Annotated in this window: 16 protein-coding genes; 6 read left to right on the top strand and 10 right to left on the bottom strand. The window is 63.9% G+C overall.

The features are described from left to right. Positions 1 to 17: 17 nt before the first annotated feature. The 3 genes from rsmA to lptD are packed head-to-tail and all read right to left on the bottom strand — an operon-like array spanning position 18 to position 4,765. Complete coding sequence (gene rsmA, locus PSV38_RS01475) at positions 18 to 809, bottom strand: 16S rRNA (adenine(1518)-N(6)/adenine(1519)-N(6))-dimethyltransferase RsmA (RefSeq protein WP_300544023.1); 792 nt, start codon at positions 807 to 809, stop codon at positions 18 to 20. Beyond that, a complete protein-coding gene (locus tag PSV38_RS01470; protein ID WP_300544020.1) occupies positions 799 to 2,226 on the bottom strand; it encodes a peptidylprolyl isomerase in 1,428 nt (475 codons plus the stop codon). The genes rsmA and PSV38_RS01470 overlap by 11 nt, the downstream gene beginning before the upstream one ends. Continuing rightward, on the bottom strand, positions 2,219 to 4,765 hold the full coding sequence (gene lptD / locus PSV38_RS01465) for an LPS assembly protein LptD (RefSeq protein ID WP_300544018.1): 2,547 nt from the start codon (positions 4,763 to 4,765) through the stop codon (positions 2,219 to 2,221). The genes PSV38_RS01470 and lptD overlap by 8 nt, the downstream gene beginning before the upstream one ends. Before the next feature lie 92 nt (positions 4,766 to 4,857). Here lptD and PSV38_RS01460 point away from each other — a divergent pair, with 92 nt between their 5' ends. Beyond that, positions 4,858 to 5,949 (top strand): phosphotransferase, encoded by a 1,092-nt coding sequence (locus PSV38_RS01460; protein WP_300544016.1) that lies wholly within the window; start codon positions 4,858 to 4,860, stop codon positions 5,947 to 5,949. A 47-nt stretch (positions 5,950 to 5,996) separates the two neighbouring features. Beyond that, on the top strand, positions 5,997 to 7,586 hold the full coding sequence (locus PSV38_RS01455) for a DEAD/DEAH box helicase (protein ID WP_300544014.1): 1,590 nt from the start codon (positions 5,997 to 5,999) through the stop codon (positions 7,584 to 7,586). On the opposite strand, the gene PSV38_RS01450 is transcribed toward PSV38_RS01455, so the two are convergent. Then, positions 7,572 to 8,531: an AraC family transcriptional regulator gene (locus PSV38_RS01450; RefSeq protein ID WP_300544012.1), complete on the bottom strand. Its 960-nt coding sequence runs from the start codon at positions 8,529 to 8,531 to the stop codon at positions 7,572 to 7,574. The genes PSV38_RS01455 and PSV38_RS01450 overlap by 15 nt on opposite strands. Positions 8,532 to 8,637: 106 nt before the next feature. Between PSV38_RS01450 and PSV38_RS01445 the strand changes: the two genes are divergently transcribed. From PSV38_RS01445 to PSV38_RS01435, 3 genes are read left to right on the top strand one after another with little or no spacing between them, the layout of a single operon-like run. Further along, the gene (locus PSV38_RS01445) at positions 8,638 to 9,255 is read left to right on the top strand and encodes a sigma-70 family RNA polymerase sigma factor (protein WP_300544010.1); all 618 of its coding nucleotides are present in this window, start codon (positions 8,638 to 8,640) and stop codon (positions 9,253 to 9,255) included. Next, positions 9,252 to 9,458 carry a zf-HC2 domain-containing protein gene (locus tag PSV38_RS01440; RefSeq protein WP_300544008.1) on the top strand — a complete coding sequence of 69 codons (207 nt, stop codon included), beginning with the start codon at positions 9,252 to 9,254 and terminating at the stop codon, positions 9,456 to 9,458. Before PSV38_RS01445 ends, PSV38_RS01440 begins: the two co-directional genes overlap by 4 nt. Before the next feature lie 55 nt (positions 9,459 to 9,513). Then, on the top strand, positions 9,514 to 9,984 hold the full coding sequence (locus tag PSV38_RS01435) for a DoxX family protein (RefSeq protein ID WP_300544006.1): 471 nt from the start codon (positions 9,514 to 9,516) through the stop codon (positions 9,982 to 9,984). Between the two features lie 20 nt (positions 9,985 to 10,004). On the opposite strand, the gene PSV38_RS01430 is transcribed toward PSV38_RS01435, so the two are convergent. Genes PSV38_RS01430 through PSV38_RS01405 form a run of 6 tightly spaced genes read right to left on the bottom strand, consistent with a single transcriptional unit; the run spans position 10,005 to position 15,591 of the window. Then, positions 10,005 to 10,805 (bottom strand): transglycosylase domain-containing protein, encoded by an 801-nt coding sequence (locus tag PSV38_RS01430; RefSeq protein WP_300544004.1) that lies wholly within the window; start codon positions 10,803 to 10,805, stop codon positions 10,005 to 10,007. Continuing rightward, a complete protein-coding gene (gene aroE / locus PSV38_RS01425; RefSeq protein ID WP_300544002.1) occupies positions 10,805 to 11,650 on the bottom strand; it encodes a shikimate dehydrogenase in 846 nt (281 codons plus the stop codon). The genes PSV38_RS01430 and aroE overlap by 1 nt, the downstream gene beginning before the upstream one ends. Beyond that, positions 11,647 to 12,543 carry an energy transducer TonB gene (locus PSV38_RS01420; RefSeq protein ID WP_300544000.1) on the bottom strand — a complete coding sequence of 299 codons (897 nt, stop codon included), beginning with the start codon at positions 12,541 to 12,543 and terminating at the stop codon, positions 11,647 to 11,649. The genes aroE and PSV38_RS01420 overlap by 4 nt, the downstream gene beginning before the upstream one ends. A 19-nt stretch (positions 12,544 to 12,562) precedes the next feature. After that, positions 12,563 to 14,626: an RNB domain-containing ribonuclease gene (locus tag PSV38_RS01415; protein WP_300543997.1), complete on the bottom strand. Its 2,064-nt coding sequence runs from the start codon at positions 14,624 to 14,626 to the stop codon at positions 12,563 to 12,565. Positions 14,627 to 14,671: 45 nt separating this feature from the next. Further along, complete coding sequence (locus tag PSV38_RS01410; RefSeq protein ID WP_300543994.1) at positions 14,672 to 15,274, bottom strand: YqiA/YcfP family alpha/beta fold hydrolase; 603 nt, start codon at positions 15,272 to 15,274, stop codon at positions 14,672 to 14,674. Between the two features lie 29 nt (positions 15,275 to 15,303). Next, positions 15,304 to 15,591 carry a PsiF family protein gene (locus PSV38_RS01405; protein WP_300543992.1) on the bottom strand — a complete coding sequence of 96 codons (288 nt, stop codon included), beginning with the start codon at positions 15,589 to 15,591 and terminating at the stop codon, positions 15,304 to 15,306. A 238-nt stretch (positions 15,592 to 15,829) separates the two neighbouring features. Between PSV38_RS01405 and PSV38_RS01400 the strand changes: the two genes are divergently transcribed. After that, on the top strand, positions 15,830 to 18,610 hold the full coding sequence (locus PSV38_RS01400; RefSeq protein ID WP_300543990.1) for an FG-GAP-like repeat-containing protein: 2,781 nt from the start codon (positions 15,830 to 15,832) through the stop codon (positions 18,608 to 18,610). The last annotated feature ends 8 nt before the right edge of the window (positions 18,611 to 18,618 follow it).

Here is an 18,618-nt window from a genome sequence, read left to right as displayed (position 1 = left end):
TGGCGCCTTCAGTCATCTCAGGTCTGGCAGTGTTTAGCCAGTGCCAGGTACTCGGCCACGGGCACTTCTTCGGCGCGGCGTGTCACGTTGAAGTCAACGTTCACCCCGCGTGCGGTCAGCCAGGCACCCAGCGTGTGGCGCAGCAGTTTGCGCCGCTGAGAAAATGCCACGGTCACGATCTCGCCCAGCAGTTTCTGGTTGATCCCTTCGATGGGGGCCAAAGGCACCATGCGCACCACGGCCGAATCGACACGGGGGGGCGGGTCAAACGCGGTGGGGGGCACATCCACCACCGATTCCATGTGGTAACGCCACTGCAGCATCACGCTCAGCCGCCCATAGTCTTTGCAGCCCGGCCCGGCCACCATGCGCTCAACCACTTCTTTTTGCAGCATGAAGTGCTGGTCTTCCACCTGATCGGCCCAGGGCAGCAGGTGGAACAGGATGGGCGTGGAGATGTTGTAAGGCAGGTTGCCGATCACGCGCAATTTTTGGGGGGCGTGCTCTTGCGCCAGGGCTCCAAAATCCACCTTGAGGACGTCAGACTCGATGACGGTGAGCTCGGGTCGTTGGCGCAGGCGCTGCACCAGGTCCCGGTCCAACTCGATCACGGTGAGGTGTTCGCACTCGGCGACCACCGGGTCGGTCATCGCGCCCAGGCCGGGGCCGATTTCCACCAGGGCCTGACCTGGCTTGGGTTTGATGGCGCGCACGATGTCTTCAATGACGCCGACATCGGACAGGAAATGCTGGCCAAAGCGCTTGCGCGCGAAATGGCCTTTGTGGCTGCTCTTGCGATCAGGGGGCATCGCGCAATTCCACGTAGGCGGCAGCGCGCAGTTCTTTGGCCCATTCTTCGTAGGTGGCTTCGAATTGCTGCTCGCGCAGCACGCTGCGGGCAGCCTCCTTCTTTTGCTGTTCGCTCAACTCGACTTCCTTGCGCTCGATCAACTGGATCAGGTGCACACCAAACCGTGTCACCACGGGTTCAGAGACCTGGCCAGGCTGCAGCGCCAGCAGGGCCTTCTCGAATTCGGGCACGAACTGGCCGGGGGCCGTCCAGCCCAGGTCCCCACCTCGCATGGCGCTGCCATCTTCAGAGTATTGGCGGGCCATCTGGGCAAAGCTGGCCTGGCCACCCACGATCTGCTTGCGGATGTCGTCCATGCGCTTGGCGGCGGCCCGGGCGTCCAGCTGCGGTGTGGTGCGGATCAGGATGTGGCGGGCCCGTTGCTGGGTGTAGGTGGCCTTGCCCGAGTTTTCGCGCTCGACGAGTTTGACCACGTGAAACCCGGCGCCGGAGCGGACCACGGGAGCCACCTTGCCCACCCCCAGGGTTTTGACCGCATCGACAAACAGGTCAGGCAGGCGACTGGCCGGGCGCATGCCCACCGTGCCACCTTGGTCGCGGGTGTTGGTGTCGGCAGAGTTGGCCTTGACCAGTTGGGCGAAATTCTCGCCCTTGGCGGCCCGCTGTTGCAACTCCTGCGCTTTGGCTTGAAGGGCCTGGATCTGGGCAGGGCTGCTGCCTTCGGGCACGGCGATCAACAGGTGGGCGATGTTGTAGGAGGTTTCTCCCAGGCCATCGGCACCCTTGGCGTAAAACTCGGCCACTTCGGCATCGCTGACCTGGATGCGTGCGTTGACCTCGCGTTGGCGCACGCGCTCCAGCAGGATCTGCTCGCGCAGGCTGTCGCGGTAGCGCTGGTAGTCCAGGCCGTCGGAGCGCATGCGGTCTTTGAGGTCTGCCACGGTGATCTTGTTCTGCGTGGCGATGTTCTCGATCGCCGCGTCCAGCTCGGCTTCGGGCACGTCCATGCCGGAGGTTCTCGCGAAGGACAGCTGCACCTTCTCGTTGATGAGGGCATCCAGCACCTGCTGGCGCAAGGCATCGCCTGCGGGCAAGCGCGAGCCTGTCGGGGCCGATTCCTGGATGCGGCTGACGCGCTTTTCCACCTCCATGTGGGTGATGGGCTCCTGGTTGACCACGGCCACGATGTAGTCAGCGGTGCTCTGCGTCCCGGCCAGCTTGAGCTCGGTGCTCAGGCCTCGGTTGCCCGAGATGCGGGGCGACACCGAGGGCGCGTCGCTGCGTTTGAGCCCCTGCGCCTGGGTCTCGGGGCCGACCATCAGCAGGGTCAGTGCCAGGCACAGGCCTGTGGCAAACCGTTGGCGGCGAGGCTGGCGAGGCGCGGTAGGGGTAGGGGGCTTGGAGTGGTCAGTCATCAGAGAAGTTGGGCAAGGTGCTCGGGGCCGTCAGCACGCTGTTGTCATCGCGCAGCAGCCGGTAGCCAGGGATATTGTCCCTCAAGGCGCGCAGGGGGCTGGAACCCAGGCGGGACAGACCCACCAATTCGAGCTGGAACATGAAACGGGTGCTGGCCTGGTCGCGGCCCACCGACAGGCGTTCGGCCACGATGCGGCCAATCCAGCAGCCAGCGTCGTACTCGAAACCATACAAGGTGTCGGCGAAACGGCTGTCGCGCAGGCTGTAGTTCAGGCGGCCCACGCTGTACCAGGTGCCTTTGCAGCTTGATCCTGATCCGCCGGACGTGGGCTTGTCGAAGTTGAGGGCGGTGGTCTGGGCGATGGCCTGGCGTGCCATGGAGTCGTCCACCGGTGGCTTCTTGCCAAAGATGGGCCATTGCCAGCCCACGGCCACTTGCTCGCTGCTGTTGCGGGTATAGCGGTAGTCGGCGCTGATGGTGCGCCAGGCGCCTGGCGAATAGCGCACGCCGATCACCGAGCGTTCGTTGCGGTGCCCTTGGGCGCTGAACTGGGCGGTGCCGCTCAAAGTCCAGTGCGGGGCCACGGTGGTGGAGCCCAGCACCAGCAGGTCCGACAGTTTTTGCCGCACAGGCGCTTCGTTGTTGGGCGTGATGCGCTGGGTGGAGAACAGCACGCCTTGCACCAGGCCCAGGCGCAGGGCTTCGGCGCCGGTCAGCGGGTTCAGCAGGCGGGTGGTCAGGCCCAGGTTGATCTTGTTGGCATCGGAGATCCGGTCGACACCGGTGAAGGCGTTTTCGTCGAAGCTGGAGTACTGGTTGAAGTCGCGCGGCGCGCTGTCGAACAAGGGCAGGTCCGACTGGTTGCGGTAGGGCGTGTAGACGTACTCCACCCGGGGCTCCAGGGTCTGGATCAGGTCCTGCCCGAAGTAGTTTGCCTGGCGCTCCAGCGTGGCGCTGCTGTCAATGCTGAAGGTAGGGATGAAGCGGGAGGCTTCCTTCTGGCCGGTGGTGAGGGTGCGGTCCAGCGAATAGCTGACGGCGTGCAGAGTGAGCCGGGGGGTGATGGCGATGCCGCTGTCGCCCATCGGGCGTTCCAGCTTGGCGATGGCGTGCACGCGGTCGCCGCTGATGCGGGTGGTGTCTTCGTTGGTGAAGCGGTTGAACTCGCCAGTCATGCTCCAGGCCCAGCCGGTCTCCGAGGTGCTGCGGCTGTGCACGCCCAGTTGGGGTTCTCGCCGATACGGCGAGATCACCTGGGTGGCAGCGTCAGCGGTGGGTGACAGGTCGCGCAGCGTCTGCCAGGTCTGCACATTCGCGTACAGCGAGGTCTGGCTGTTGCCCAGGCCCCAGTTGCGCGTGTTGAGCTGGCGTTCGATGCTGGCGTGGCTGTCGTACAAGCGCGGCGTCAGCGAGGGCAGGTTGCGAGGGAAGTCCTTCCAGTAGTCGTCGTCCGAGACGCGGCGCCAGCGCAATTCGTAGTTGGTCACCGTGGGGTTGCCACTGGTATTCAGGTCGCCCTGGTGCTTGAAGTCGACCAGGCCACGCGAGCGGCCCGCCACATCGTCATGGGGCAGCATATAGGTGTGCAGGGTGCCCGAGTCACTGCGCAACAGGTAGCGGTATTCGGTGTCCAGCCCCGCGCCGCGCCGGGTGGAGATCGTGGGCGTGAGGGTGGCGTCCTGGTTGGGCGCGATGTTCCAGTAGTAGGGCTCGGCCAGCTCGAAGCCGCTCTTGTTGTCGATGTCGAAACTGGGCGGCAGCCAACCCGATTTGCGTGCGTCCGACAGCGGAAAGGTCAGCACCGGGGCGCCCAGGATGGGCACGCCCAGGAAGCGGATGACGGCCCCTTCGGCGCGGCCTTCATTCGCGTCGATGTCCATCGTCACCTTGCGGGTGCTGAGCACCCAATCGGGCTCGCCCGGGCTGCCATCGGCGGTGTTCTCGGGTGTGCAGCTGCTGTAAGTGGCGTTGGTGGCGCGCAGGCGGTTGCCGCCCAGGAACTCGACCAGGTCGGCGTGACCGCCGGCGTTGGTGCGGGCAAAGCGGTAATTGGGGTTGACGAACTCGCCTTCCAGGGTGTCCAGCTTGAGGGTGAGCTCGGGGCCGCTGTAGAAGTCGCCCCGGCGGGTGATGCGCACATTGCCCACCGCCTTGGCGGTGTTGTCGGCATAGGTGTGGGTGACTTCGTCGGCCCGCACGATCAGGTCACCTTGTTTGAGCCGCACCGAACCGGTGGCCCGCATGCGGTCATCGGGCTGGCCCTCCAGGTGATCCGCCTCGAAAAACAAGGGCAGTGCCGGGTTCTCCTGGCCAGCGATGGGCACGTCCAGGTTGAAGGAAAAACGCAGTGGGTCGGCGAGCGTACCGGCCGGGGCCGATGGCTCGGGGGCGGCCGGTACCGATGCGGGGGGGGCTTTCGCCGCAGCAGCCTGCGCATGGGCGGTGGTTGAAAAACCCAGCGGGGCAGCCACCAGGGCGGCGGCCAGGGCGATCGGGGTCCAGCGGGCGGACAGGGGGCGGGCGGTGGATCGGGTCACGGTGTGGGGCGGGCGCTGTCCTGGATGGAAGGGGCGCCGCTTCGGCAGCGGCCTTGCCTACAATCGGGTGATTATTTCACGCGCTCACACCCATGCCTTCTTTTGATTCCATTGTCTGGCTTGAAGCCGATCGCCAGGCGGCGTTTCACCAATGGTTGAACGGGCTGGCGCCCGCCCACGGCCTGCTGCCCGAGACCTTGCGCTTGGCCAGCGCCGATGCCAGTTTCCGCCGCTACTTCCGGGTTGATGCGCAGGGCGCCTCGGCGTCTTTCATCGTCATGGACGCGCCGCCTGCCAAGGAGGATTGCCGCCCCTTCGTGTCGATCGCGCGCCTGCTGCACGCCGGTGGTGTGAATGTGCCCGAGGTGCTGGCCTGGGACGAGGCCCAAGGCTTCATGCTGTTGACCGACCTGGGCGAGCACACCTTGTTGTCCACGCTGAATGCGGGCGTGGAGGTGGGCAACCTGGAGACCCCCGACAGCCGCGCCCGCTATGTGGCGGCCTTGGACGAACTGCTGCGGCTGCAGGCCGTGGCCCCGCCCGCCAACATCCCGCCCTACGACGATGCCCTGCTGCAGCGTGAGCTGGACCTGTTCCCCGATTGGTACCTGACGAAGCTGCGTGGCCAGCAACTCGACGACGTCCAACAGGCCATGCTGGCCACAACGTTCGGCCTGATCAAGTCGCAGGTGCTGTCGCAGGCCACCGTGCTGGTCCACCGTGATTTTCACAGCCGCAACCTGATGGTGAACGTCGATGACACCCAGGCCCGCCCTGGTGTCATCGATTTCCAGGACGCCGTGGTCGGCCCTTTGACCTATGACCTGGTGTCCCTGCTGCGCGACGCCTATGTGTTCTGGGACGAAGAAACCCAGCTGGACCACGCCGTGCGTTACTGGGAGCGAGCCCGCAAACAGGGCCTGGCCGTGCCCGCTGACTTTGGCGATTTCTGGCGTGATCTGGACTGGATGGGCCTGCAGCGCCACCTCAAAGTGCTGGGCATCTTTGCCCGTTTGGCCCTGCGCGACGGCAAACAGGGGTATTTGGCCGACATTCCCCGGGTCTGGACGCATGCGCACAAAGTGTGCACTCGCTATCAAGGATTGGGCCCACTGGCCAAGCTGTTGGAGGAGGCCGAGGCCAGCACCATGGGCATCCAGCGCACCGTGGGCTACACCTTCTAGGCACTGGCTTGCGCTGGGGGTACGCAGAGGGGATAATGTTCGACTTGATGAATCACAACACACCTACTGCGGCAGAGTTGCCGCCCACGCCCTCGACCGTCCCAGAGACAGTTCCCGCAGAGGCCGCTTCCCTTACCAGCGCATTGCCCGCTGATGTGGCACCCGAAGAACCCCTGCGGTTCGACACGCTGCCCCTGGACCCGAAACTGCTGCGCGCCATCGTGACGCAGGGTTACCTGTCCATGACGCCCATCCAGGCCAAGGCGATCCCCCTGGTGCTGGAAGGCCGTGACGTGATGGGCGCCGCCCAGACCGGCACCGGCAAGACCGCCGCGTTTTCGATCCCGCTGTTGCAGAAGATGCTCAAGCACGAGAACCCCAGCATGTCGCCCGCCCGCCACCCGGTGCGCGCCATCGTGCTGGCCCCCACGCGCGAATTGGCCGTGCAGGTGGCCGCCAACGTCACCAACTACGCCAAGCAGACCAATCTGCGCGTGGCCGTGGTGTTCGGTGGCATGAACATGAAAGAGCAAACGCTCGAGCTCAAGGCTGGCGTCGAAGTGTTGATCGCCACGCCAGGCCGCCTGCTGGACCACATCGAAGCCAAGAACTGCAACCTCGGCCAGGTCGAGTACGTGGTGCTGGACGAAGCCGACCGCATGCTGGACATCGGCTTCCTGCCCGACCTGCAGCGCATCCTGAGCTATCTGCCCAAGCAGCGCCAGACGCTGTTGTTCTCGGCCACGTTCTCGCCCGAGATCAAGAAGCTGGCGCAAAGCTACTTGCAAGACCCGATCCTGGTCGAAACGGCCCGCCCGAACGAGACTGCCACCAACGTCGAGCAGCGCTTTTACCGCACCACCGACGACGACAAGCGCGCCGTGATCCGCCAGATCTTGCGCGAACGTGGCATCACGCAAAGCATTGTCTTCGTGAATTCCAAGCTGGGGGCCTCGCGCCTGGCCCGTTCGTTCGAGCGCGATGGTCTGCGCACCTCGGCCCTGCACGGCGACAAGTCGCAAGACGAGCGCCTGAAGGCCCTGGCCGCGTTCAAGGCCGGTGAAGTCGATTTGCTGGTCGCCACCGATGTGGCCGCGCGCGGTCTGGACATCGCGGCCCTGCCCGCGGTGTTCAACTTCGACATCCCCTTTGGCGCTGAAGACTACGTGCACCGCATTGGCCGCACGGGCCGCGCAGGCGCTTCCGGTCTGGCGGTGTCGCTGGTCACATCGTCCGATGCCCGCCTGATGGCCGACATCGAAAAGCTGATCAAGAAGAAGATTGAAGTCGAGCCTTTCGAGCTGGAAGGCGAGCGCCGCCCTCAGCGCGAATCGCGCTACGAAGAACGTTCTGAAGCACGCCCCGCAGCGTCGTTTTCGCCCGATGCCGAGCGCAGCGAAGCCCCGCGGGAGGCAGGCCGCCCGACACGCCCTGTGCGCCCGGCCTACCGCCGCGCCGAGCCCGCCGATCCATTCTTCAACAAACCCTACGAGCCTGCACCCGACGCCGATCCTGTCTGGGAAGACAAGAACGCTGGTCCCACGACCAGCGCTGGCAGCAGTGTGTCGCGCTTCATCAACAAGCCCAAGCGCAAGGTTGCCGCCTTGTTGGGTGGCCCCGGCTCACTCTGCCGCTGAAGTTTCGGCCTGAGCGCTTTGCTGCCGAGTGCGCTGCTGTCGCCACACCGAGGGTGACACGCCGTACTGGCGCTTGAAGGCCTGGCTGAACGCGGTTTCCGAGGCGTAACCCACTTGGTCGGCCACGCGGCTGACCGACAAGCCGCTCTGGTTGCCCAACTGCCGTGCGGCCAGCCGCATGCGGTGGCGCGTCAGGTAGGTCAACGGCGGTTCGCCCAGGGCTTGGCTGAAGCGGTCGGCAAACGCTGATCGAGACAAGCAAGCGTGCTGCGCCAATTCGGGCACGGTCCAGTTGTGGCGCGGGTTCTGGTGCATCTGGGCCAGGGCCACCGACAGGGCCCGGTCTTTCAGGGCGGCCAGCCAGTTGCCCGAATCTTCCGGAATCGATTCCACGTAATCCCTCAGGCATTCCATGAAGAGGATGTCGCCGAGGCGGTTGATGATGGCTTGCTGAGCAGGCCTGCGCGCGGATACTTCCTGGGCCAGGAACTGAAGCCCAATGCCCAGCCAAAGTGGTGGCGCCTCGCCCAGCCCGTGCAGGTGCATCAGAGGGGGCAGGGCGGCGGTCAGGGGGGCGGCCATGTCGATGTCAAAGCGCGCATGGCCACTGATGAGGCGGCACACGGGGCCGCCCCCGCCGAGCTTGAGCGCGTCCAAATCCGAGGTGCTCAGGTAGGGCAAGAGATCCTCTGTCTGCGCCATGGTGTGGGGTTGGTCCTGCACCTTGTGCGCGCTGCCTGCGGGCAGCACCAGCAGGTCGCCGGTTTGCATCAGCAGGGGTTCCTCACCATCGCGGATCAGCCAGCATTGTCCAGCGCCCACCGTGTGAAACGCCGCCAGGCCCGGCGTGTGCAGTTGCAGTGACCAGGGGGCGGTCATCTCGGTGTAGGCGAACACGACACCATTGAAACGCATGTCGTCCAGGATCAGGCTGAGTGGGTCCATGGCGTGAGCATGCCATGTCTTGGGCGGCTGGCTGGACACCCGATCTGCTTGTAAAGTCTGGGGTGATGCCACTCACCCCTTCGGGTCACCAAGGCCTGCGCCACCCATGAGCACCGCTGCTGTTCCGCAAAACGACCTGCTCGACTCGGGTTACCTGAGCGCGCTGCGCCATCAAATGGTGAAGTTCGCCCAGTTGCACCTGGGCGATGTGCACCTGGCCGAAGATGCCGTGCAAGAGGCTTTGGCCGGGGCCTTGGTGGGCGCTCAGCGCTTCGCCGGGCGCGCCGCGCTCAAGACTTGGGTGTTCGCCATCCTGAAGAACAAGGTGGCCGATGTGCTGCGCCACAAGCAGCGCATGGTGGATGCCAGCAGCCTGTGTAAGGAAAACGAGGAAGACGCGACCAATGATTTGTTTGACCGGCGCGGTCATTGGTTGTCGGACAGCCGCCCGACCGCCTGGGCGGACCCGCAGGCCTGCCTGGAGCAACAGCAGTTCTGGTTGGTGTTCGAGGCGTGTCTGGACGGCGTGCCCGCTCAGCAATCGCGTGTATTCATGATGCGAGAGTTCATGGGCTTTGAGACGGACGAGATTTGTGTGACCGTGGGCATCACCTCGGCCAATCTGTTCGTGATGCTGCACCGGGCGCGACTGCGCTTGCAGGAGTGCCTGGGTCAGCGTTGGTTCGCATCGGGCCCAACGTCGAAGAAGAAGGGACGTCGATGAATTGCGATCGAGCCACCCGCCTGATGTCCGAGTCACAGGACCGCCCTTTGACCCATGGCGAACGCACTTCGCTGGAGGTCCACACCTGGATGTGTGTGGGCTGCCGCAACTTTCGCCAGCAGCTTGGCTTCTTGCGCCGGGCGATGCAGTCCTTTGCGGCACGTCACGATGACGACGACGAGCCGCCTCCCGGACGCGTGTAAGAAATGGCCATGCTGCGCGACTCATGGATGAATGACATCTTTCAGGAGCCTTGCCATGATCTCACTCATCGAACGCTGGATTGAACCTGCCGTGCGCCTTGCCCAGCGTGCCGAGCCTTGGGCGCAGTCCCTGGCTTTGCTGGCCGCGCGCCTGTACTTGCTGGACGTGTTCTTCAAATCCGGCTTGACCAAGTTGCAGGACTGGGACTCGACCTTGTTCCTGTTCGCCGAGGAATACCACGTGCCCGTCTTGCCCCCCGAGTTGGCCGCCTGGATGGGCACGGGCGGTGAGCTGATTTTCCCGGTGCTGCTGGCCGTGGGCTTGTTCAGTCGTCCTGCTGCTTTGGGTGTGTTCTTCCTCAACGCGGTGGCGGCCTACAGCTACCCGGACATCAGCGCGGCGGGCTTGAAGGACCACGTGCTGTGGGCGGTGCTGAGCTTCGCCCTGGTGTTGTTTGGCCCTGGTCGGTTGGCCCTGGACGCCTGGTTGATGCGCCGGTGGTGGCCTTCGCTGCGCAGGCGCTGAGGGCGGGCAGGGGGATTTGCTCAGGGCAGCTCGACGCCCTGCAATCGCGCGGCGATGGAGGCGCCCCGGCCCGCCACATACGCGGAATGGGGGTTCTTTTCAAAGCGCTTGGGGGCGGGCAGCATCACCGCCAGGCGGCCCGCAGGCGTGGCACTCAACTGGTTGGCATCGACCCGAAAGTAGTGGCGCGCGGCCGCTTGCGCGCCAAAGATGCCCTCGCCCCATTCCACGTTGTTGAGGTAGATGCCCAGGATGCGTTCCTTGCTCAGCATGCCTTCCAGCATGAAGGTGATCGCGAACTCCTGGCCCTTTCGCAGGAAGTTGCGCTCGCCACTCAGGAGCAGGTTCTTGGCCAGTTGCTGCGTGATGGTCGAGCCGCCAATGACCTTGGGCGTGGCACTGAGGGCGTGCGCTGGCGGTTCCGGCGGCTTGCGTCCGCGTGACTGCGCGCGTGCCACGGCCCGTTCATAGCGGGACTGGGCTTGCGCGCGGGCCTTGTCCACCTTGGCCTGCGCCCGGTTGTTGCGCTTCCAGGCGTTTTCCAGGGCGTCCCATTCGACGCCGCTGTGGTCTGCGAAGTTGGCGTCTTCAGACGCGATCACGGCGCGCTTGAGGTTGTCGGAGATGTCGGCATAGGGCCGCCACTCCTGGCTCCACAGCACCTCGTGCTTGTCGCGGGCCAGCCTGAACACCTCGCTGCGCTGGAAGGTGGTGGACTGAGGATCGACCACGGTCATCAGCGCGATGCGTGCCGCAAAGTACAACTGCAGGGCAATGCTGCCCAGTGCGATCAGGACCACGATTCGCCAGAAGTTGCGCATCACAAGGGGACCTGGGCCCGCAAGGCGGCCAGGACCGGCGCCGTGTCAGGCCGGATGCCCCGCCACAAGGCGAAGCTTTCGGCCGCTTGTTCAACCAACATGCCCAAGCCATCGCGGGCCACGGCATGGTGGTCTCGTGCCCACTGCAAAAAAGGCTGCGCTGCCGGGCCATACATCATGTCCAGGGCCAGGGTGCCGGGGCGCAGCACGCCCGGACCCACGGGCACGCCACCGCCTGAAAGGCTGGCCGCCGTGCCGTTGATGAAGACGTCGTAGGCTTGGCCAGCGTTGTCCAGCGCTCGTGCGGTCAGGCGCACGCCGTGTTCGGCAGCCCAGTCAGCATGCCGGTTGACCAGGGACTGGGCCTTGTCGAAGCTGCGGTTGGCCAGCACGATCTCAAAGGGGCGTGCTTCGATCAACGGCCCTAGGGCACCCGCGCTGGCGCCGCCTGCACCCAGCAGCAGCACACGCTGGCCGCTCAGGGCCACGCCCGCGTTGACAGTGATGTCGCGCACCAGGCCCACGCCGTCGGTGTTGTCGGCCAGCCAGCCGCCGCCTTCTGCGGGCGGGTCAAAACGCAGGGTGTTGGCGGCCTGGGCCAGCTCGGCGCGCGGTGTGCGCCGCGTGGCCATCTCGAAGGCTTCAAACTTGAAGGGCACCGTGATGTTGCAGCCCCGCGCGCCGCTGTCGACAAAGGCTTGCAAGGCGGCTTTGAAACCATCCAGCGGGCACAGCAAGCGCCCATAGTCCACGGCCTGCCCGGTTTGTTGGGCAAACTGCTGGTGGATGGCGGGCGAGCGGCTGTGTTCCACCGGGTTGCCCGCGACGGCATAGCGGTCAGTCATGGGGCGCTGACTCCGTTGGGCATCACGGCCTGGGTCGAGGCTTCCAGGGCGGCATCGCGTGTGAAGCGGAACCGAGATGAGACCAGCAACAGGTCGCGGCCCTGGCTCACTTCCGGCGGCACGGCGCCAAAGGGCCCGGCCTTCTTGACAATGGATTGCGCGCGCTTGTCGAGCTGCTTGTTGCCCGAGCTTTGGGTCACAATCGCCTCGATCACCTGGCCTTTGCGGTCGATCCACACCTCCATCACCAGCTCGCCATACAGCTTCTTGCCGTTGTTGCCGGTGGGGAAGTGCTCGGTGCCGGCCCGCTCGATGATGGTGCGGAAGTGGCTGTAGTACATCGCGTCGGTCGACCTCAGCGTGGCCGGGCTGAGGTAGCGCTTTTTGGGCCGCGAGTTCTCGGCGCGGATGCGCTTGTCGATCTCGGCCAGCAACTCGGTGAGCTGGCGGCGGCGCTCTTCATCGGCGCGGTTCTGGGTGCTTTCCAGCTTCTGGCGGGGCTGGGGCGGTGGCAGGCTTGAGAGCTCGTTCTGGATCTGCGTGAGCAGTTGCTGCTGCTCGACCTGCATCATCTCGACCATGCGCTGTGATTCGTCCAGCGCCTCGCCCACTTCGGTTTGAAAAGCGGGTGGCAGGGGCGAAGTGGCCCGGCCTTCGCCTTCGCCGCCGCCGACCAGGTTGTGCTGCGCCAGTGCCTGCGCCTTGTCAGGCCGCTGCTCGCTGCCGGCATTGACCAGGATCACCTCCAGCGGCGTGTCCTTGAAGACGCGGTTGAAGCCTTCGGGGTCGACGAAGCGCACGGTGATCAGCACCGCATGGACCGCCACGGAGACGATCAGCGTTTTGTGCAGCAGTGTGAGGCGGCTCAAGGCCGCGCGCAGGCGTTCCAGCATGGATGCTCTTCGGGTTGCTTCAGGCCTCGGGGCTGGCGGGGGCCGGGGCATCGGCGTCGGTCACGTCGATGGCCAGCGTCAAGGGTCCTGCATTGTCCAACGCTTCGTCGGCATCATCACCCTCGGCATCACCCTGATCCGCCGGGGCGGCTTCATCGATGCGGCCAATGACGCTAGCGTGCACATCCAGGGTCAGCTCGTCCACGCCGGTGACGCGCACGCGCACCCGGGCATTGCGCGGGAGGCTGTCGGCGCCAATGGCCTTGAAGACCAGCGGCAGGCTGTCAGCGCGCACCAGGCCGTTGATCATCACGGCGCAATCCAGCTCGGTGATGTTCTGCTGGCCCAGGTGGCGCAGCGTCCAGTAGCGCTCCAGGCTGGACTGGAAGCCGTTGTAGGTGCTGTAGGCCGTGTCGAAGTTCGAGATGATCGAGAACAGGTCGGCATCCTTCGGCTTGAAGGGCGCGACGAGGGCTGCGGTGCGGCCATGCTTGGCCACGGCGATGATCTGCCACTGGTTGACCAGGTCCACATAGCGGCGCAGTGGCGAGGTGGCCCAGGTGTACTGCGCCACGCCCATGCCGGCGTGTGGCAAGGCCCGCGTGCCCATGCGCACCTTGATGCCGGGCTGCAGGCTGGCCTGGCTGCGGTAGATGCCGGGCAGGCCGAAATCGTTGAGCCAGCCGCCCCAGGTGCTGTTGGCCAGGATCATGGCCTCGGCCACGATCAGGTCGAGGGGTGAGCCACGTTGGCGCGTGCCGATGATCACCTGCTCGGTGCCCAGGGGCTCCACGCGGTCCTCGTTGGTGTTCTCATCGCCAGCAGGGTTCACCAGCTTGAAGGTGTAGTCGGGGCGGTTGAAGTTCTCGGGCTTGCCGCGCACCACTTCGCGCTGGGCCTTGAGGTGCTTGGCCAGGCGGAAGGCGAAGGTCAGCTCGGGCGCGAAGGCATACGTGGCCTCAAGCTCTCCATTGAGCGTGGCTTCAGTCACCACGCCATCAAGCTGGTCGTGGCGCAGGTTGGCGGCAATCGGCACGGTCTCAAGGCGCGTCTCGCTGCCTTTGACTTCGAGTGTGGCTTCGTCATAGGTAACGTACAGCGACACCGCAGGGCAGTTGCGGCCCTCTTGCAAGGTGTAGCGCTGCACGACCTCGTCGGGCAGCATGGTCAGCTTGTGGCCGGGCATGTAGACGGTCGACATGCGGTTGCGCGCGACCACATCGACCGGCGTGCCGGGCGCGATGGCCAGGCCCGGGGCGGCGATGTGGATGCCGTAGACCACGGTGCCCGTGCCCAGGCCTTGCACCGACAGGGCGTCGTCGATCTCGGTGGTGCTGGAATCGTCGATCGAGAAAGCCTGCACGGCGGCCAGGGGCAGTTCGTCCTTGATGGGCGGTGCGTCCAGGACCGGGAAGCCCGTGCCTTTGGGGAAGTTCTCGAACAAAAAGCGCCGCCAGTGGAACTGGTAGGGGCTGTCGATGGCACCGGCGTCTTTCAGCAAATCCAAAGGCGCGCGTTGCGAGCGCTTGGAGGCCTCGACCACAGCCTTGTACTCGGCGCCGTTCTTGTCGGGCTTGAAGAGGATCTTGTAGAGCTGCTCGCGGATGGGCGCGGGGCAGCTGCCTTTGACGAGGTCGTCGGTCCAGGATTCGATCTGTGCGGCGACCTGCTTCTTGCGCTCGATGGCGACCAGGGCCTGCTTGAGGATGTCTTCGGGCGCCTTGCGGAAGCGGCCCTTGCCACGGCGGTGAAAGTAGTGCGGCGCGTCGTACAGGCGGAACAGCATGGCCGCCTGCTGGATGGCGTCGGCCTTGTCGCTGAAGTATTCCTTGGCCAGGTCTTCGAAGCTGAATTCTTCTTCCGGGGCGACTTCCCAGACCAGGTCCAGGTCGATCTCGCCCGCCTGGGCGGCGCCCTGGGCCAGCACCTCGGCCGGGTTCGGCTTGGCGAACTTGATCAGCACGTTGGCGGTTTTCGCCTTCACGCGCTTGCCCGAATCAAGCTCGATCTGCATCGAGCTGTCGGCTTCGGACATCACACGGCCAGCCTGGAATTTACCGGCGTCGTCAAAGAGGGCAAACATTCAGAAGGTGTCGCTAGGAAGAAAGAAGGGGCAGCGCGTATTGTCCTACGGCTGCTGGCCCAGGCCCAGAAACCGCAAAACGGCGGGCAAATGGGGCGCGAAATCAGTCAGGGCGTGGTCACCGCCTTCCAGCAGCGTCAGTGGCGTGCGGGGGTAGTGCGCGGTCATTTCGCGCCAATCCAGCACTTCGTCGCCCTTGGCGATGATAGGCAGGTAGCGCTCGGGGCGGGTGATGGGGTAGGGCGCGATCGCCTTGAATTCGTCGATGAATTCGGGCCGGAAGAAGAATTTGGCGTCCGGGTCGTGGAAGTTGCTCAGCTCGCCGATGTAGCGGGCCAGGTCGCGCGCCGGGGCCACGGCGGGGTTGATGAGCACCGCAGGGCAGCCGAGTTTTTCTGCCAGCACCGTGGCATAAAAGCCGCCGAGCGAGGAGCCCATGACGGCCATGGTGCCATGAGGCCAGTGGGCCACCTGTGCCTGGATGTCAGCCCAGGCCTGCGCCGGGGATGGGGGTAACTGAGGGCAGGCCCAGGTGACGGACTGGCCTTGCGCGTTCAAGGCGGCAACGATGGCGGCCATCTGCTGCGCTTTGGCAGAGCGAGGCGAGGAGCGAAAGCCGTGCAGGTAGAGCAGGTGCGTGGTGGTCATTGGCCACCACTATGACACCCGTCAGCGATTTACTTGGGTTGCTTGTCGGTTTTGGACGGTTGCACCATCACGGGCTGAATGACATGCCCGGGTGCCAGTTTTTGGGGGCCGCTGCTTGCAAAGACAGGTGGTTTCGCGTCAGCAGGTGTCTTCAAACAACCGCGCATGAACTCGGCATGGGCGTCTCCGCTGAACGATTGATCTCTCGACTGTTGAGCGCAAGACCGCAATACGTCTTGGCGTGCCTCTTTTGTTGCCGCCTGAGCTTGCAGGGCGGTCGCCAGTAAAACCGACCATCCCAAATATTTCACTTTCATCAGCTACTCCCAAAGTTTGATTTGATGGTGCCATTCGAGCATGTCGGGATGACAACACCAAGTCGAGATGCCCTGGCAATCTGTTTGGATTCATGTCCTGTCGCATAGATGACTTGTTGGCCCCATAGATTGAAGGCATAAATTTAAATCAGGGAATGTCATGCGGAAGCTCACTATATTGCTGTTGGTATCCATGGCTCCGGCGTGGGCTTTTGCAGCCAGCCAAGCAGAGTTGGACGTGGCCAGAGACAAGGCAGTGGCTTGGCTCATCAAGGGGCAACAGCCAGATGGGCGTTGGTCCGCAGGTGAAGGCTTGGATGTCCAGGCCACTTCTGCTGTTGTGGAGGCGCTGATCGCTTCCTCGCACACCAAGCTGCCCCAGTTTGCCGCCGCAGTTTCCTGGTTGCAGAATGCCGAGGCTGGAAGTACCGACGCCCTGGCCCGGCAAGTGATGGCGCTCAAGAAAGCCGGGGCAGATGTCACAGCCCTGCGCCTGGCCAAAACCCTCCAGGATCGACGCAATGCCGCTGACAAAGGCTGGGGTGCTTACCCAGGGTATCGGGCCAGTGTTCCAGACACGCCGCTGGCGATGATGGCGTTGAAGTCGGCAGGCCTCACGGTCACCGACTCCGCGGCTTTGGGCACCACTTTTGAAACGTCTAGCTATGCACCTGCCACTGGGCAGCGCTACTGGCTACACCGATTGGATGCTTTAGGGGGGTCTCCAGGCGAAGCCAAAGGAGAACCTGTTTTGCCCACGGCGCTCACGGTCTTGGCGTTGCAATCGCTGAGTCTGTCGCCAACGGCGCGCGCCGAGGCGGTGGTTTATCTGAAGGCCAAGCAAGGGGCCTCTGGCACCGGGCAAGGCGCCTTCACTGGCGTGGACGGCTTGTACACGCCGCTTGACACCGCTCTGGCCGGCTCCGCGCTCGTGGCCAGTGGTGCCCGATCGGATGCGCCTGTCCAAGCTGTGTTGGACTACCTCAAGCGAAGCCAAAGCTCGAGCGGGGATTGGGGCGATGCGCTCTCGACGGCATTGGCACTGCAACTGGTGGGAAGCGGGTCCACGGCCGTTGTGGACACGGATGGGGACGGAACGCCTGACTCGGTCGAGGCGTACGTGGGCACTGACGCCACCAAGGCAGATGGCAAGCAATTGGCCTCTGCCAACACAGGCGTCAACACCCCGGCGAATCAGAATGCCGTCTCGTACACCTATTCAGGTTTGCGTGGCAAGCCGGTGTCGTTCAAGCTTCCTGTCGCTGATGCCGCCACTTGCTGCACCATCACCTCAGGTGCCTTGCCGCCGGGCGTAAGCTTGGTTGCCTCAGGTTCTCCGTTGGTGCTCAAACTGAGTGGCTCGCCAACGGAAGTTGGCGGTTTTTCTCAACGCTTCTCCTATAAAACCGCAGCAGGGGTTGAGAAAGTTGTTCAGCTTCGTTTGGAAATTGAGCCCACATTGTTCCGGGTGGATGCAGATCCATACGACCTGCCTGCGCTTTTCGCCTCCGACGCAGGATTGAACAAGTTGAAGGCCGGGTGGCAGGCCGTGGTCGATGACTTCAATAACGATGGTCGACAAGACATCGTGGCCTATTTCAGCGGTGCCAATGAAGCGTTCAATCGACTCAATTGCTCGCCTTGCACCTCATACGCTGGCCCTGACTGGGGGCAGATCACGGCTTTCCAGAACTTTGGCGGCAGCTTGGCCTACGTGAATCAACTGGTCGCCAATGTCAAGTTCACGGGTGATTTGAAGAACCTTCAAGTAGTCGACTTCAACAACGATGGCAAGAAGGACCTGGTTCTGAACCTCAACAAGGTCGTCACCACCAGTACTGACGCCGCCAACAAATCGACCTTGCCATTCAGGCCGGTGGTTTTGCTGCGCAATGACACGCCTGCGGGTGGTGTCCTGCTGTTCACGGATGTGACCGTGGCCTTGAAGCTCGACACCGCTCCAGACGGTGATGTGGTCGTCCTGGACGCGAACAAGGACGGCGTTCCGGATTTCGTGGTCAGCAACGGCAACGCAGCGGCCAAGCTCTACGTCTACAACAACACCCTGCTGGCGTATGAAGACAAGAGCGCAAGCTCTGGCCTTGGTGCGGCCAAGACGCCCGTTGGGTTCAACGTTGATGCGGATGCATTCCAAACCATTGACCTGGTGTCATTGGATGCGGCCACAGGCATCAAGTTTTACCGCAACAACGGTAACAGCACATTCTCGGCGGTAGCCAACGAGACCAGTTTGCCCACCTTGGCCAGCAAGCGAATCAACCGCATCGTGCCGGCGGATGTGGATGGTGATGGAAAACTGGATCTGGTGATGTTCGAGACGGCCACGCAAGGCACTGGCGCCACCGAAGCCTATGCAGGCAGCCTGGTCACCATCCTGACTCACGGTGGACTCAATGCCAGTTTGCAACCCAAGTTTGTGATTCGCCCTGATGCGACCTTGGCTGCGGTCAGCAATCTGGCGGACGCAGTCAACCGTGGTGGCCTGGTGGCAGATGTGGATGACGATGGCCGACTTGACATCGTGGTCTCTGCCAAAGACGTTTCTGCCACCCAGTTGGAGAACACGATCTTCAAGCAGCAACTGGACGGCATTTTTGTGAAGGTGGTGGCCGAGGCAGGCTTCCCCACCGCAGTCACTGCGCACGACTCTCCCGTGTATGTCGATCTGGATGACGACGGGAAGGCCGATCTGTTCTGGCCTAACTCGGCCAACACGGGCTACCGCTTGATCAACGAAGGTAATTTGCACCATGCCATTGACGTGATTGTCAAAGGCAAGGCCGGGAACCGGAGTGCTTTGGGGGCCCAGGTGCAAGTCACTGCGGCTGGGCAAACGCAAACCAAGCAGGTTCTGGCGCAACACGCCGCCACGAGTGCACTGCACTTTGGGCTGGGCAATGCACTGGGTGCATCGATTGTCGTGAAGTGGCCGGATGGCACGCAGAAAGCGGTGGATGTGACTGCCGTGGACCGCGTGGTCACCATCACTCAGCCTTGAACACATAA

This window comes from Aquabacterium sp. (assembly GCF_029946005.1).
Classification (GTDB): Bacteria; Pseudomonadota; Gammaproteobacteria; order Burkholderiales; family Burkholderiaceae_C; genus Aquabacterium.
The sequence above is the reverse complement of the archived record's forward strand: the minus strand, read 5'-3'. Positions and strand labels throughout refer to the sequence as shown.